The sequence below is a fragment of the Streptomyces sp. NPDC001410 genome (assembly GCF_042895235.1).
GTDB lineage: Bacteria > Actinomycetota > Actinomycetes > Streptomycetales > Streptomycetaceae > Streptomyces.
On sequence record NZ_JBIAWE010000005.1, the window covers coordinates 229,830 to 243,746 of the forward strand.

At 73.4% G+C, this 13,917-nt stretch carries 10 protein-coding genes; 3 read left to right on the forward strand and 7 right to left on the reverse strand.

Translation table 11 applies throughout. The features are described 5' to 3' along the window. Nucleotides 1-85: 85 nt before the first annotated feature. The 5 genes from ACFY3C_RS12645 to ACFY3C_RS12665 all read right to left on the reverse strand — a co-directional run bounded on the left by ACFY3C_RS12645 (nt 86) and on the right by ACFY3C_RS12665 (nt 7,665). Entirely contained in the window at nt 86-3,595 is a 3,510-nt protein-coding gene (locus ACFY3C_RS12645; protein ID WP_390770733.1) for an SAV_2336 N-terminal domain-related protein, read from the reverse strand. A 7-nt stretch (nt 3,596-3,602) separates the two neighbouring features. Continuing rightward, nucleotides 3,603-4,616 (reverse strand): AAA family ATPase, encoded by a 1,014-nt coding sequence (locus ACFY3C_RS12650; protein ID WP_386578290.1) that lies wholly within the window; start codon nt 4,614-4,616, stop codon nt 3,603-3,605. Nucleotides 4,617-4,794: 178 nt separating this feature from the next. Then, the gene (locus tag ACFY3C_RS12655; RefSeq protein ID WP_390770734.1) at nt 4,795-6,960 is read right to left on the reverse strand and encodes a trypsin-like peptidase domain-containing protein; all 2,166 of its coding nucleotides are present in this window, start codon (nt 6,958-6,960) and stop codon (nt 4,795-4,797) included. Then, nucleotides 6,957-7,367, reverse strand: a complete 411-nt coding sequence (locus ACFY3C_RS12660) for a CU044_2847 family protein (RefSeq protein WP_386578289.1) — start codon at nt 7,365-7,367, stop codon at nt 6,957-6,959. The genes ACFY3C_RS12655 and ACFY3C_RS12660 overlap by 4 nt, the downstream gene beginning before the upstream one ends. A gap of 118 nt (nt 7,368-7,485) precedes the next feature. Then, entirely contained in the window at nt 7,486-7,665 is a 180-nt protein-coding gene (locus ACFY3C_RS12665) for a DUF6104 family protein (RefSeq protein WP_003992906.1), read from the reverse strand. 154 nt (nt 7,666-7,819) lie between these two features. Here ACFY3C_RS12665 and ACFY3C_RS12670 point away from each other — a divergent pair, with 154 nt between their 5' ends. Both ACFY3C_RS12670 and ACFY3C_RS12675 read left to right on the forward strand, forming a co-directional pair. After that, the gene (locus tag ACFY3C_RS12670) at nt 7,820-8,803 is read left to right on the forward strand and encodes a DUF4097 domain-containing protein (protein ID WP_390770735.1); all 984 of its coding nucleotides are present in this window, start codon (nt 7,820-7,822) and stop codon (nt 8,801-8,803) included. 1 nt (nt 8,804) lies between these two features. After that, nucleotides 8,805-9,881, forward strand: a complete 1,077-nt coding sequence (locus tag ACFY3C_RS12675; protein ID WP_390770736.1) for a helix-turn-helix transcriptional regulator — start codon at nt 8,805-8,807, stop codon at nt 9,879-9,881. Nucleotides 9,882-10,000: 119 nt separating this feature from the next. Here ACFY3C_RS12675 and ACFY3C_RS12680 read toward each other — a convergent pair whose 3' ends face one another. After that, entirely contained in the window at nt 10,001-10,966 is a 966-nt protein-coding gene (locus ACFY3C_RS12680; protein ID WP_390770737.1) for a zinc-binding dehydrogenase, read from the reverse strand. 194 nt (nt 10,967-11,160) lie between these two features. Further along, complete coding sequence (locus tag ACFY3C_RS12685) at nt 11,161-12,381, reverse strand: NADP-dependent malic enzyme (protein ID WP_386578285.1); 1,221 nt, start codon at nt 12,379-12,381, stop codon at nt 11,161-11,163. Nucleotides 12,382-12,954: 573 nt separating this feature from the next. Between ACFY3C_RS12685 and ACFY3C_RS12690 the strand changes: the two genes are divergently transcribed. After that, nucleotides 12,955-13,914, forward strand: a complete 960-nt coding sequence (locus ACFY3C_RS12690; RefSeq protein ID WP_390770738.1) for an ABC transporter substrate-binding protein — start codon at nt 12,955-12,957, stop codon at nt 13,912-13,914. Nucleotides 13,915-13,917: the final 3 nt, after the last annotated feature.

Genomic DNA, 13,917 nt, shown 5'->3' on the forward strand with positions numbered 1-13,917 from the left:
TCCTCCCTGCCCCACGCCCGCCCCGCACGGCCGTGACAGCTGCCCAGTTCTTCCCGACTGGCGGGGAGCAGAAACCCGACCGGGATCAACTCCGGTCAAGCTCACTCGAGTTGTTCCACTCCAGGTTCCAAGGCCACCACGGTGGGGCAGTGTGGCGCCACTGTTCCTCCGGCATCGGCCCGGGCCCGCCGGCGGCCGGGTCCTGCACGGCGCTTCGGGTCAGCTCCACGTCCGCCCAGTCGACCTCCCGCAGCGCCGCGACCAGCCGCTGCCACTGGTCTCGGGCCGCCCGGTAGGCGTTGCCGGCCGCGCCGGGCCGCCCCATCAGCGCGAGCGCCGCCCCGCTGCCGTGCCGCGCCCGTGCGGCCGTCACCGAGCCGGGGTCGGCGCCGTGGGCGGCCTGCGCCTCCCGCTCGGCGTTCTCGTACGCCTGCAACGCGTCCATCAGCAGCGGCGCACCGGCGTGATGCCAGCCCTCCAGCCGAACCCGCCCCAACTGCAGCCACGCCTCGGCCCGTACGGCCGCGTCGGCCGCCGCGCGCACGGCCTGGCCGAGCAGGTGGCGGCTCTCGAACAGGTCGGGCAGGAAGCCGAGATGGCGGAACCGCTGGGCCAGTGCGCTGCCGACCAGGCCCTGCAGCCGCCCGCGCTGGGCGGACCGGGCGGGCAGTGACTTCAGCGCTTCGCGCAGCACGTACTCGGCTCGGTCCACGATGCCCGAGCCGTCCGCTGCGGAGGCCCGTCGCAGCAGCGACTCGCCCCAGGCGGTGAGGAGTTGGCAGCGCAGGGTGCCGTCGGCGGGTGCGAGCAGGGCGGCCCGTTCGTACGTCTCGTCGGCCTCGCGGACCTCCCCCGCCGCGTCATGGAAGGCGGCGAGCGCGGTCAGGCAGGGCAGGAGCAGCTCGGGGTCGTCCCCGGCGGCCCGGCGGGCCCGCAGCAGCGCCCGCCGCGTCTGCCCGTCCTCGGCCCCCGACTCCCGCAGCGCCCGCGCCAGGTCCAGCAACGCGGGCCCGCGTACGGCAGCGGCGGCTCCCTCACCGTCCAGGATCGCGCAGGCTTCCCGCAGCTCCCCGACGGCCGCACCGGGATGCCGAAGGTCGAGCAGAATCCGGCCACGCAGCAACAGCCGGGCCCGGTGTGCGGCGACGGGCCAGGGCACGGAGCCCGCCCCGGCGGCCTGCTGCACCCCGGTCGCCTCCTGCGCCGGGCTGTGGCCCGGACGGCCCTCGGAGTCCGCCGGGGCGGGTCCGGACGCCGTGGGATCGCCGGGGTCGGCTCCGGGGCCGTCCAGCTCGGATCGCGGGACGGCACTCTCACCGAAGCCCTCCAGCCCGGATCCCGGCGCCCCGAATCCGCCGGCGCCACCCCCCGAACCCTCCAGCCCGGACCCCGACACCGTCGGGTCGGCAGAGCCGCCGCCGGGCCTCCTCCGAGCCTCCGGTGAGGCGGCGCTGTCCCCCGGCTCCCGGTCCCCCGCATCACCGAGCCCTGCCAGGGTGTCCCCGTCCTCCCGTCGCCGCGCCCGGAACCAGGACCGCGCCTGCTCCGTCAGCCCGGGCCAGGGAGCCGACTCGGGGTCGAGGACCTCCAGAGCGGCCGTGAGGTGGTCGGTCTCGGCCGTCAGCTGCCACAACTCGCGTCGGCAGGAGGCGAGTTCCAGGGCCGCCTCGGCCCGTTCGCGGCTGTCGGCGGGGGCCGCCGCGTGGGCCGCGGCGAGTTCGGTCGCGGCCTCGCGCAGCAGCTCGGCACGTCTGCCCGCCGTACGCGCGGCCGCCGTGCCCGCCTCGGCGCGCAGGATGCGGCCGAGCACCAGGTGGGACCGCAGCCCGGTGCCGGGGACGGTCCCGGTGCCGGGGACGGCGGCCGCGAGGGCCTGTTCGCGGGCGCGGTGCAACACCTCCGGGTCGGCCAGGTGGTGCCACTGGTCGAGCAGGCGCTCGGCCTCGGTCAGCGGGTCGGGCGTGACCAGGTCCGGCAGGTAGAAGCGCAGGACCCTGGCCGGAATGCGGGCGAACAGCTCGGCCTCGACGCTGCCGCCGCCCTCCGCCGAGCCGGCGTCCTCGGGCAGGGGCGCGGCCCCGGCGGCCGGGCCGTGGTCGGCGAGCCGGGCCGCGGCGAGGGCGGCGAAGTTGCGGGTGCCCCGGCCGAAGTGCCGTTCCACATAGGCCGAGCAGTGCTTGAGCACGAGGCCGGCCGTGTCCTGGTCCAGGGAGGACAGGAGCAGGTCCTGCACCCGGCCCGAGTAGGCGAAGCAGGGCTGGTCCTCGGTGCCGGGGAGCTGTCGGAGCAGCCCGCCGAGCAGGACCTCGGCCAGTTCCATGGGGCCCGTGTCGGGCAGCATCGCCCGCTGGACCAGTTGCATCACGGGCAGCGTGAGAGGAGCCGCGGCGAGGTAGACGGCCAGGCGCAGGGCGCCGGGTGAGGCTCCGGCGCGGAAGGCGCGCAGCAGGTCGTCGTCGCTGCGCGGTGCCGCCGTGGCGGGGGCGGCCGCCGGGGTCGTACCCGGGTCGGTGAGGGCCGCCCAGGCACGCTCGCTGGTGGGGCCGGCGCCGCCGAGCAGCCGGGCGAAGGCCTCGAAGGCCTCCGGGGTGGGCTGCAGCACCGGTACCGGCCGGGCGCCCGGCGCCGGTTCCTCCCAGGGCTCGTCGTCGGGCAGGAAGCCGAGGCGGCCGCCGACTTCGGCGGGGCGCAGCAGCAGGCCGGGCTCGGCGGGCAGCGCGGTACGGCCCCACAGGCGGGGCGGCAGCGGCTGGACGACGGCCAGCGGGGCGGTGCGCGGCCACTGGTGCAGCAGGCGCTGTGCGCTGCCGTTCTGCCACAGCGGGCCCACGCAGTCGCTGATGACGAAGGTGAGCCGGCGGCCGGTCGGGTCGTGCAGTTCGTCGGCGGGGCGCAGCCGGGTGTGCCGGCCGGGCCCCGCGGTCGTACCGACGAGGGGCGCGCCAAAGGCGTCGGCGTACAGGTGGTGGACGCGGACGGAGGAGAACGCGCCGGACTGCTGGCAGGCCTGGCGCAGTTCCTCGACCAGCTGCCCCCAGACGGCCATGGCGGGCCCGGTGTCCATGAGCAGCTGGACGTCGCAGCGCCGGCGGCGGCCGGGCCGGGTGACCGGGAGCAGGATGCCGCTCGCGGCGGCGCGGTCGGCGGTGGCGTCCTCGTCGATCGGCTCGTGCTCGGAGCGTACGGAGGCGACCCGGTAGCGGCCGAGCGCGCGCAGCGCCTTCTCCAGGCCGAGCAGTCCGGGCAGGGCACCGGCGGCGGGCGCACGGACGGGGAACGCGGCGGGCGCGCCGGAGTCGGACTGCGGGCGCGGCGTGAGACCGGGTGTGAGCAGCGGGACCGGGGCGGCGGGGGCGTCCGTCCGGGCCTGGGGCGGGTCGGTGACCGGGGCCGCGGCGGAGTCGGGCGGCAACGGCTCCGAGTCGCCGTCGGCCTGGCGGGCCGGGGCGGTGCCGGGCGGTCCTGGGGCGTCGCGGGGCGGGGCCGCGCCGAGCCGCCGGGCCAGCCAGACCGCGTCCGCCACGTCCTCAGCGGTGGGGTCGAGCCCGCCCTGGCGCAGCTTGCCGATCAGCTCGTCCAGGCGCATCCCGGGCATCGGGCCATCACCTCGTACGGTCGAGCGGCTGCATGAGCATCTCGGCGATCCGCTCCCGGGTGAGGCTCTGCGCGCGCGGGTCGTGCCGGGTGAGGAAGAGGGCGTTGAGGAGCTGGTCGGCGGCTAGTACCTCGCCGGGTTCGCGCTCCAGGAACCTGCGGATGAGATCCGGGCCGGCCTCGACGCCGTCCGCGCCGAGATGCGCCTCGACCATGGCGGTGAGCTGCTCCTCGCCGGGCGGGTCCAGCTCCAGCTGCACGCAGCGCCGCAGGAGGGGGGCGGGGAAGTCGCGTTCGCCGTTGGAGGTCAGGACGATCACCGGGAAGGCGGTGCAGGCGATCCGTCCGCCGTGCACGGCGACCCGGTCGCCGTCGTGGTCGATCACCTCGACGACGGGTTCGCGGTCGGCGAGCCGCTCCAGCTCGGGGATCGAGAACTCGCCCTCCTCCAGGGTGTTGAGCAGGTCGTTGGGCAGGTCGAGGTCGCTCTTGTCGAGTTCGTCGATGAGCAGCACGCGGGGTTGCTCGGCGGGCAGCAGCGCGGTGCCGAGCGGGCCGAGCCGGATGTACGAGCCGATGCCGGGGGCGGCCGTCGCGCCCTCGGCGCCGCGGGCGCGCTCCAGCTGGACGTCCTGGAGGCGGCCGATCGCGTCGTACCGGTACAGGCCGTCCTGGAGGGTGGTGCGGCTGACGATGGGCCAGCGCAGCACCTTGCCGAGGCCGAGTTCATGGGCGATCGCGTACGCCAGGGTGGACTTGCCCGTGCCCGGGTTGCCGGTCACCAGCAGGGGCCGGCGCAGATAGAGGGCCGCGTTGACCGCGTCCACCTCGGCCGGCCGGGGCGCGTAGCTCTCGACCAGACGGCGGCGGACGCCGAGCCTGCGGGCACTGCTGGGGTCCTCCGGGCCGGTCTCCGTGCTCTCCCGGGAGGCCGCGAAGTCGCGCCAGGGCGGCGGTGCCGGCAACCGCAGCATGCCGTCGTGCGGCTGACCCACTCCGCGGTAGATCCGCCAGTCGTTCACCTTGGGCTCCTCCCGGCTCTGGTGATCATGCAGCGGGCCCGGCTGTTCGACGACGAGGCTACCGTCAGGCGGCCGTGTCCGCTTGGGTTCGAGGGGTCCGGCGTTCACTTCCGGCCCAGCCGAACAACCTTGCGAATCAAGGGGGTTGGCAGGGTGTCCGGCGCGTACGCGGGGCGGGTCAGCCGCCGGGGGCGGCCAGTGGCGGCGGTCGCATCGTCTCGGTGCCGTACGGCGGCCGGTCCGGCGGGTCGAACAGCACAGCCAGCTTCCCGCGCAGGCCCTGAGCCCGGGCCGACTCGGGGTCGTACAGCCGGATGCGCAGGTCACGCACCGGGCCGTGCAGGCCTTCGGCGTTCCGGGCCATCCCCAGCACATGGGCGGCCTGCCGGTGGAAGTCCTTGCACTCGTCGTGGTCGTGCCGGTCCCGGCGCCACAGCACCACCGAGTGGCCGGCCATCAGCGCATCCCTCATCGCCGCCTGCCCCTCCCCGCTGCCGACCGGACCGCAGTACACCGGAACGCACGCGTCGTCCATCGCCGACAGGGCGCCGTAGTACGGGTACTTGCCCGCGGAACGGACCGCGGCGGGATGGCCGTCGGCCGGGGCCCGGCCGTGCAGCGGCTCGTGCGCGAGCGGCCCGCCGACGACACCGCGCCGGCGCCTGCGCCACTCCGGCGCGGGCGGACGGTCGTTGCGCAGCACGTCCCGGATGACGACGGTCCGGCGCATCCCGAGCGGCATGGACCGCTCGTCGACGACGTCACCGTCGTCGTCTTCGTCCTCGTCCTCGTTCTCGTCCGTCTCCATGGCCGCCACGGCCTCGGCGCCGGGCAGCAACTGCCACTCGTCCACCGGCAGATCGAACAGCTTGCGGGGCAGGAACACCTCGACCGCGGCCAGATGCTCCCCGTGGTCGCCCTGGCTGAGCGCCTGGGCCAGCGGTTCGCGCAGCGCCGCGGCCAGCTCCTCGACGCGGACACCCCGGTCGTCGGCGTCGACCGGGGTGACGTCCAGGCCGTCGTAGATCAGCTGCACGCTCCACGGGTAGCGCCCGTCGTACATGGGCCGACCCACCTTGACGAGGACGTCGGTCCGGGTGGCGGCCGGCCGTACGACGGGCGGGGCCGCGGGCCCGGCGGGGCGGCCGCCGTCACCGCCCTGGCCGTCGACGCCCTCCAGCAGCCCCCGGACGGCCTCGCCCACCGCCCAGTTCCGGTGGCCGTCCGCCTGCCCGCCGAGCCAGTCGGTGAACGCGCCGAGCCGCGCGGGATCCACCTCGCCGGGACGCTCCTTCACGGCCCTGCGGACCACCTTGGCCGCGTACAGGAGGACGGCGTCGAGGTCGACCAGCGTGCCGCCGCCGCCCGGTTCCAGCGTGCGCAGCCCGTACAGCAGCCCGGCGCCCTCACGCCACGTCCGCACGTTCTGCAGCACCAGCGAGAGCAGCCGCTCGCCGCGCACCTGCTCCTTGACCTCCTCCACGAGGTGGACGATCTCGCCCGCTCCGGCGGGCGGCGGCAGTTCGGCGAGATGGCCGTAGAGCCGGGTGCGGAGGTCGGCGGTGATCCCGGAGGCGGGGGGCGCGAGGGCGGGCAGGGCGGCCTGGAGCGTGGTCCAGTCCGGGTACGGCGACGGGTCGTCGAGGAGGCGGCGGTGGTGCAGGTCGTGTGCGCGCAGGACCTCGTGCAGGACGGCGGGGCCCTCGCGCGAATCCGGCAGCTCGTGCAGCGCGCCGACCGGGACGGCGACCCCCTCCTCCCGGCGGCGCCCCTTGATCACGCCGATGACCGACCCGTGCCGCAGATCCAGCACGGGCCCGCCGGACAGCCCGCCGATCGGCAGACTGCCGCCGAGCAGCAGCGCCCGTGCGTCGGAGCCCGCCAGCTCGCCGGTGCCGTGCCGGATACCCAGCTCGCCGGTCTGCACGGACCAGCCGTACAGCCCGATCGGGGCGCGGGCGACGGGCTCGCGGTCGCTCAGCCAGAGGCAGCGCACGTCGTCCGCGCCGCTGACGCGGACGAGCGCGAGGTCGGGGAACGGCCAGGGACCACGGAACGACTCGGGGGTCTCGGGCCGTGGCGCGAGGAGTTCGGCCGTCCCGGCGCCGCTGCGCTCCTCCCAGGTGCCGGCAGCGGTGCGCTCCTGCCAGCTCACGCGTATGGCGCTCTCCCCTCGGCACACCGCGGCTCCCCCCTTCCCCACGACGTGGGCGCAGGTCAACAGCCAGCCCGGGGCTATGAAGAACCCCGACCCCCAGTACAGGTCACGGTCCGTTGCATACCCGTCACCTGGTGCGCCGATGCGTGCGAGGGAGGGGCGCACCATCTCGTCGAAGGCGCTCATACGGCGCCGGAGGCCGGGGACCGGGGCGGTACGACGGCACCGCCGGGCGCCGCGGGATCCGTGCCGTCCGCCGTCGCGGGCGGTTCGGTCCAGGTCAGGGACACCGTGAGGGAGGACTTGCCGCCGCCCTCCGCGATGGCGCTCACGATCTTGCCGGCCTGCGCCGTCAGTTCGATTCCGAAGCTGACGGACACCTCGACCGGGGCGGGTGTGTCCAGACCGGCGCGCAGAGAGCGCACGACGCCCCCGACCGTGCCGGCGAGCCCGCCCGCCATGTCGATGACCCGGTCCCCGAACCCGGTGTCCCAGTACGTTCCGTCGCCGAGCGCTTCCTCGTCGGCCGCGCCGATCCTGGCCCAGACGACGGTTCCGTCGTCGAGCCGTACGCGTTCGACCCCTCCACCCATGACGCCCCCGTTCGCTGAATGGGAGGAGAAGGCTAACTCCGGAAAAAGCGACGGGGGAGGGTCATGGGACGAGAAGGCCGATGATCGCCCCTACTGTGACGGAAGTGGCCGCTGCCGCCTACTCGTCGTCCTCGTCGTCGAGCCGCGCGAGCCAGGTCGCGAGCCGCTCGACGGGCACCTCGAAGTCCGGGTTCAGATCCACGAACGTGCGCAGCTGCTCGGCAAGCCACTCGAACGTGACCTCTTCCTCGCCGCGCCGCTTCTCCAGCTCCTCGATCCCGCGGTCGGTGAAGTACATGGGCTGCCTCTCCTGCGTGTACGTAGCTCAGGGACAGCCTATGCAACACCAAAGGGTGTCTTGACTTTCGTCGACCGCGATATATCGTGTTTGACAGAAGACGCGATATGGCGTGTCGCGGCAGCGCGACCGTGTCCCGCCGAGGAGGCTCCCCATGTCCGAGTGGTCCGTCGCCGAGCCGCAGAAGCTCACCTTCGACACCCCCGTGAGCGACCTGCACGTGCGCATCGTCAACGGAACGGTGAACGTCATGGGCACGGACGAAGGTTCCGCCCGCCTGGAGGTCTCGGACATCGAGGGCCCACCCCTGACCGTCACGCAGGAGGGCGGCACCCTCACGGTGGCCTACGAGGACCTGCCCTGGAAGGGCTTCCTCAAGTGGCTCGACCGCAAGGGCTGGCGGCGCAGCGCCGTCGTCTCCCTCGCGGTCCCCGCCGGCACGCGCGTGGAGGTCGGCGTGGTCGGCGCCGGCGCGGTCGTCTCCGGCCTCAGCGGCTCCTCGGTGATCAAGGGCGTCACCGGCGACACGACCCTCGTCGGCCTCTCCGGCCCGGTCCGCGCCGACACCGTGTCCGGGAACCTGGAGGCCCAGGCCGTCACGGGCGACCTGCGGTTCAACTCGGTCTCGGGCGACCTGACCGTGGTCGAGGGCTCGGGCCCCTCCGTCCGCGCCGACTCCGTCAGCGGCTCCATGATCATCGACCTGGACCCGGACGGCCCCACCGACGTCCGGCTGACCAGCGTCTCCGGCGAGATCGCCATCCGCCTGCCGCACCCGGCGGACGCGGACGTGGAGGCGAACACCGCGAGCGGCACGATCTCCAACGCCTTCGACGGCCTGCGGGTGCACGGCCAGTGGGGCGCCCACAAGATCACCGGCCGCCTCGGCGCGGGCAACGGCAGGCTCCGGGCCACCACGGTCTCCGGCTCCATCGCCCTGCTGCGCCGGCCGCCGGGCGAGGACGAGCACGACGCCCCGTGGGAGGCGGCGCCGCCCGCCGGCCCCGCGGCCAACGGGACACCGACCGACCCGGCGGCCGGACCAGGGGCCGCCCCGGGGGACAATTCCGTCTCCGGCCAGGACTCCGACGCCCCCGGCGACCCGGCCGACGGCACGACCGACAAGAAGGTGCTCTGACATGCCCCCCGTCTTCGCCCACGGCCGCCTCCGCCTCTATCTGCTCAAGCTGCTCGACGAGGCCCCGCGCCACGGCTACGAGGTGATAAGGCTCCTCGAAGAGCGCTTCCAGGGCCTGTACGCCCCTTCGGCGGGCACGGTCTACCCCCGCCTGGCCAAGCTGGAGGCCGAGGGCCTGGTCACGCACACCACCGAGGGCGGCCGCAAGGTGTACGCCATCACGGACGCCGGCCGCGCCGAACTGGCCGACCGCAGCGGCGAACTGGCCGACCTGGAGCTGGAGATCCGCGAGTCCGTCGCCGAACTCGCCGCCGAGATAAAGGCGGACGTGCGCGGCGCGGCGGGCGACCTGCGGCGCGAGATGCGCGCCGCCGCCTCCGAGGCCCGCCGGGGCGCCAAGGCCGGCGGCGGCGAGGCGGGCCCCTTCGCGGAGTACGGCGACCTCACCGAAAAGGAGGCCTGGCGGGCCGCCAAGGAGGAGATGCGCCGGGTCAAGCAGGAGTGGAAGGAACAGGCACGCCGCGCCAAGGACGAGAGCCGCCGGGCCCGCGAGGAGGCCCAGCGGGCCCGCCACCAGGCCCAGGAGGCCCAGACGCGGGCGCGGGCCCAGGCCCAGGAGGAGATGCAGCGCATCGCACGCCATGTCCAGGAGCGGGTGCAGGACCACTTCACGCGCGGCGACTGGCCGACCGGCGTACGGGAGGGCCTGACCGAACTGGCCAAGGAGTTCGGCGAGTTCGGGAAGGACTACGGGAAGGAGTTCGGCAAGGACTGGGGCTTCGGCCGCGCCGCCGGGGAGCCGGGCCAGGGTGCCCGCAAGCCGGCCCCCGCGCCGGGACCGGAGTACTCCGCCACCCCGGAGGACTTCCCGGCCGAGTACGAGCCGTCCTGGGCCCACGAGGACGGCACCGGCGACCCCACCCGCGACCTGGACCGCCTGCTCGACCGCTTCCGCGACGACATCCGCGACGCGGCCCGCGACCACGGCGTCACCGCCGACCAGCTCCGCGACGCCCGCCGCCACCTGTCGACGGCGGCGGCCCACATCGGGGCGCTGCTGCGCGGCCCGAAGGTCTGACCCGCCTGGGGCCTGCCGGCCCCGGCCCCGGCCCCGCCCGACCCTGCGGTGTGCCCCGGACACCCGGGACACGCCGCCGGACGGAAAAGCCCCGGCCGCACGTCGGCGGCCACGGCAGATCAGCCGTTGGTCAGGACGATCTTCCCGAACTGGTCGCCGGATTCCAGCCGTTCGAAGCCCTCGCGGGCCCGGTCCAGAGGCAGCACCTCGTCGATGACGGGCCGTACGCCGGTGGCGGCGCAGAAGGAGAGCAGGTCCTCCAGCTCCTCCTTGGTGCCCATGGTGGAGCCGACGACCTTCAACTCCAGGAAGAAGATCCGGGTCAGCTCGGCGTGCGAGGGACGGTCGCCGCTGGTGGCACCGGAGATGACGATCGTCCCGCCGGGCCGCAGGGACTTCACCGAGTGGGACCAGGTGGCGGCGCCGACGGTCTCGATGACGGCGTCCACCCGCTGCGGCAGCCGGGCCCCCGACTCCACCGCCTCGACCGCGCCCAGCTCCAGGGCCCGCTTCCGCTTCGCCTCGTCCCGGCTGGTGGCGAAGACCCGCAGGCCGGCCGCCTTGCCCAGCACGATCGCGGCCGTGGCGACACCGCCGCCCGCGCCCTGCACGAGGACCGAGTCACCGGGTCGCACCCCGGCGTTGGTGAACAGCATCCGGTACGCCGTCAGCCACGCGGTCGGCAGGCAGGCGGCCTCCGCGAAGGACAGCTCCTTCGGCTTGGGCAGGACGTTCCAGGTCGGCACGGCGACCTGCTCGGCGAAGGTGCCCTGGTAGCGCTCGGTGAGGATGGAGCGCGGCTCCTTGGGGCCGACGCCATGACCGGTCTGGCCGATGACGGAGTGCAGGACGACCTCGTTGCCGTCCTCGTCGATCCCGGCGGCGTCGCAGCCGAGGATCATCGGCAGCCGTTCCTCCGGGAGTCCGACACCCCGCAGGGACCAGAGGTCGTGGTGGTTGAGGGAGGCGGCCCGCACGGTGATCGTGCTCCAGTCGGGCCGGGCCTCGGGGGCCGGACGCTCCCCCAACTCAAGGCCGGAGAGCGGCTGGTCGCGGTCGATTCGGGCGGCGTAGGCAGCGAACATGGGCTCGACGATAGGTGCGCCGTGCAGCTGACGGAACTGCACGGCGCTGTGACACATGCCCTCTTGTGTGATGGCACCCGTGCGGCGCAGCCCGGCGTCCACGCCCTCAAGGGGCCCTCGCCGACACCCGAACGGGCGGGCAGGCGGGTAAAGAAATGGCCCCGCCCGAACGGGCGGGGCCATTCAGCGCAACGTCAGCGACGCGCAACGCCCTCGGCACGAGCAGCCGCAGCGACCGCCGCGGTCACGGCCGGAGCGACCCGCTCATCGAACGGCGACGGAATCACGTAGTCGGCGGCGAGGTCGTCCCCGACCACAGCAGCCAGCGCCTCCGCGGCAGCGATCTTCATGCCCTCGGTGATCCGAGTGGCCCGCACCTGCAGCGCACCCGCGAAGATGCCCGGGAAGGCCAGCACGTTGTTGATCTGGTTCGGGAAGTCCGAGCGCCCGGTCGCGACGACCGCCGCGTACTTGTGGGCCACCTCGGGGTGGACCTCCGGGTTCGGGTTGGCCATCGCGAACACGAAGGCACCCTCCGCCATGGAGGCCACGGCCTCCTCCGGGACCGTACCGCCGGAGACGCCGATGAAGACGTCGGCGCCCGCGAGGGCGTTCTCCAGCGAGCCGGTGATGCCGGCCTTGTTGGTGAAGGAGGCCACTTCCCGCTTGACCGGCGTCAGGTCCTCGCGGTCCGCCGACACGACGCCCTTGCGGTCCGCCAGCGCCACGTCCCCGATGCCGGCCCCGACCAGCATCTTGGCGATGGCGACACCGGCCGCGCCGGCGCCCGAGATGACGGCCCGCAGCTGCCCGATCTCGCGCCCGCTCAGCCGCGCCGCGTTCCGCAGCGCCGCGAGGGTCACGACGGCCGTGCCGTGCTGGTCGTCGTGGAAGACCGGGATGTCGAGCCGCTCCTGGAGCTGCTTCTCGATCTCGAAGCACCGGGGTGCCGAGATGTCCTCCAGGTTCACTCCGCCGAAGGAGGGAGCGAGCCGGACCACGGTCTCCACGATCTCGTCCACGCCCGTGCAGTCGAGCGCGATCGGCACCGCGTCGACGCCACCGAACTGCTTGAACAGGATCGCCTTGCCCTCCATCACGGGGAGGGAGGCCTGGGGACCGATGTCCCCGAGCCCGAGCACGGCCGTACCGTCGGTCACGACAGCCACCACGGAGGACTTCCAGGTGTAGTCGTTGACCAGGTCCGGCTGCTCCGCGATCGCGGTGCACACGCGCGCGACGCCGGGCGTGTACGCGAGGGAAAGGTCGTCCTTGTCGCGGACCGGCACGGTGGCCTGCACGGCCATCTTGCCGCCGCGGTGCAGCGCGAACACCGGATCGAAGGAATCGAGGGGCTCTGCCCCGTCCTGATCCGTACTGCTGTCGCTGCGAGGATTGACGATCTCCGCTGCCACTTTGTTTTACCCCTTAGGTATGCATGGTTTGAGGGTCGACCACTCCTGGTGAGGGGTGGGCGGGCACCGCGTAAGGCCCGATTGCTTGATACGTGCGAGCGATACGCGACGGGCGCGCCGCACACGCGCCCTGAGCCCCGGATGAGGGGTGTAAAGAACCTTCTTACCGGACGGACGGCGCTCACGACGAGTCCATTAGGTGCAAGGTCACATCTCGCGACCAGAAGGCCACACGTGGATGACACGCGGCTGACACGAGCACAACACGGATGTGACTCGCGGGTAACTCGGACCTGATCGATCATCCGCGCAACAGGGGACCACATCGTGAGATGACCCGAAGATTTTCCGGCCGGAGTGCTGGATTTCCGCAGATCTGCGGCCCTGAAGTCCCGTCCTGACGGGACCTGACGCGGTTCGGGGGTCACCCGTTATCCGATTTTGACATAGCGACGCCCCTGAATGGCGCAGTCCGAATGGCAAGATGCGGTAAACCCACGAGGTCGCGACACCCGATGGTGTGTGTTTCCGTCGACCCATCGGCACCTCTTCCCTTCCGCCGGAGGAACCACGATGACCGCAAGCTCCACCCGTCGTACGACCGCCGCGTACTCCCGGCTCACCGCGGTCGGTGCGATCGCGGTCGCAGGCGCCCTGCTGCTCACCGGCTGCGGTGACCAGACCAAGAACAAGGACAACGGCTCCGGCACTGCGTCCACCAGCAACGCCCCGCTCGCCGACAAGCTCCCCAAGGAAATCCGCGACAAGGGCGAGATCAAGGTCGGTTCGGACATCGCCTACGCCCCGGTCGAGTTCAAGGACTCCTCCGGCAACGTCGTCGGCCTCGACCCCGACCTCGCGGCTGCCATGGGCAAGCAGCTCGGCGTGAAGCTCACGTTCGAGAACGGCACCTTCGACGCCCTGCTCACCGGCCTGCGCTCCGGCCGCTACGACATCGCGATGTCGGCGATGACGGACAACAAGAACCGCCAGGAGGGCGTCGACCCGGACACCGGCAAGAAGGTCGGCGAGGGCGTCGACTTCGTCGACTACCTGACCGCCGGTGTCTCGATCTACACCCGCAAGGGCGACACCAAGGGCATCACGTCCTGGGCGGACCTGTGCGGCAAGAAGATCGCCGTCGAGCGCGGCACCGTCTCGGAGGACCTGGCCAAGCAGGAGGCCAAGAAGTGTCCGAGCGGCAAGAAGCTCACCATCGAGGCGTTCGACGACGACCAGCAGTCCCAGACCCGCCTGCGCTCGGGCGGCGTGGACGCGGCCTCCTCCGACTTCCCGGTCGCCGCGTACGCGGTGAAGACCTCGGGCGGCGGCAAGGACTTCCAGGTCGTCGGCGACCAGGTCGAGGCGGCCCCGTACGGCATCGCCGTCGCCAAGAGCGACACCCAGCTGCGGGACGCGCTCCAGGCCGCGATGAACGCGATCATCAAGAACGGCGAGTACGAGAAGATCCTCGAGAAGTGGGGCGCCCAGGACGGCGCCGTCAAGGAGTCCGCGATCAACGGCGGCAAGTGACCC

Bases quoted from the DNA above. Each gene is read 5' to 3' on its own strand.
- ACFY3C_RS12675 (WP_390770736.1), top strand. From the start codon at position 8,805: ATGCCCCCCGTCTTCGCCCACGGCCGCCTCCGCCTCTATCTGCTCAAG.
- ACFY3C_RS12690 (WP_390770738.1), top strand. From the start codon at position 12,955: ATGACCGCAAGCTCCACCCGTCGTACGACCGCCGCGTACTCCCGGCTC.
- ACFY3C_RS12670 (WP_390770735.1), top strand. From the start codon at position 7,820: ATGTCCGAGTGGTCCGTCGCCGAGCCGCAGAAGCTCACCTTCGACACC.
- ACFY3C_RS12680 (WP_390770737.1), bottom strand. From the start codon at position 10,966: ATGTTCGCTGCCTACGCCGCCCGAATCGACCGCGACCAGCCGCTCTCC.
- ACFY3C_RS12665 (WP_003992906.1), bottom strand. From the start codon at position 7,665: ATGTACTTCACCGACCGCGGGATCGAGGAGCTGGAGAAGCGGCGCGGC.
- ACFY3C_RS12645 (WP_390770733.1), bottom strand. From the start codon at position 3,595: ATGCCCGGGATGCGCCTGGACGAGCTGATCGGCAAGCTGCGCCAGGGC.
- ACFY3C_RS12660 (WP_386578289.1), bottom strand. From the start codon at position 7,367: ATGGGTGGAGGGGTCGAACGCGTACGGCTCGACGACGGAACCGTCGTC.
- ACFY3C_RS12655 (WP_390770734.1), bottom strand. From the start codon at position 6,960: ATGAGCGCCTTCGACGAGATGGTGCGCCCCTCCCTCGCACGCATCGGC.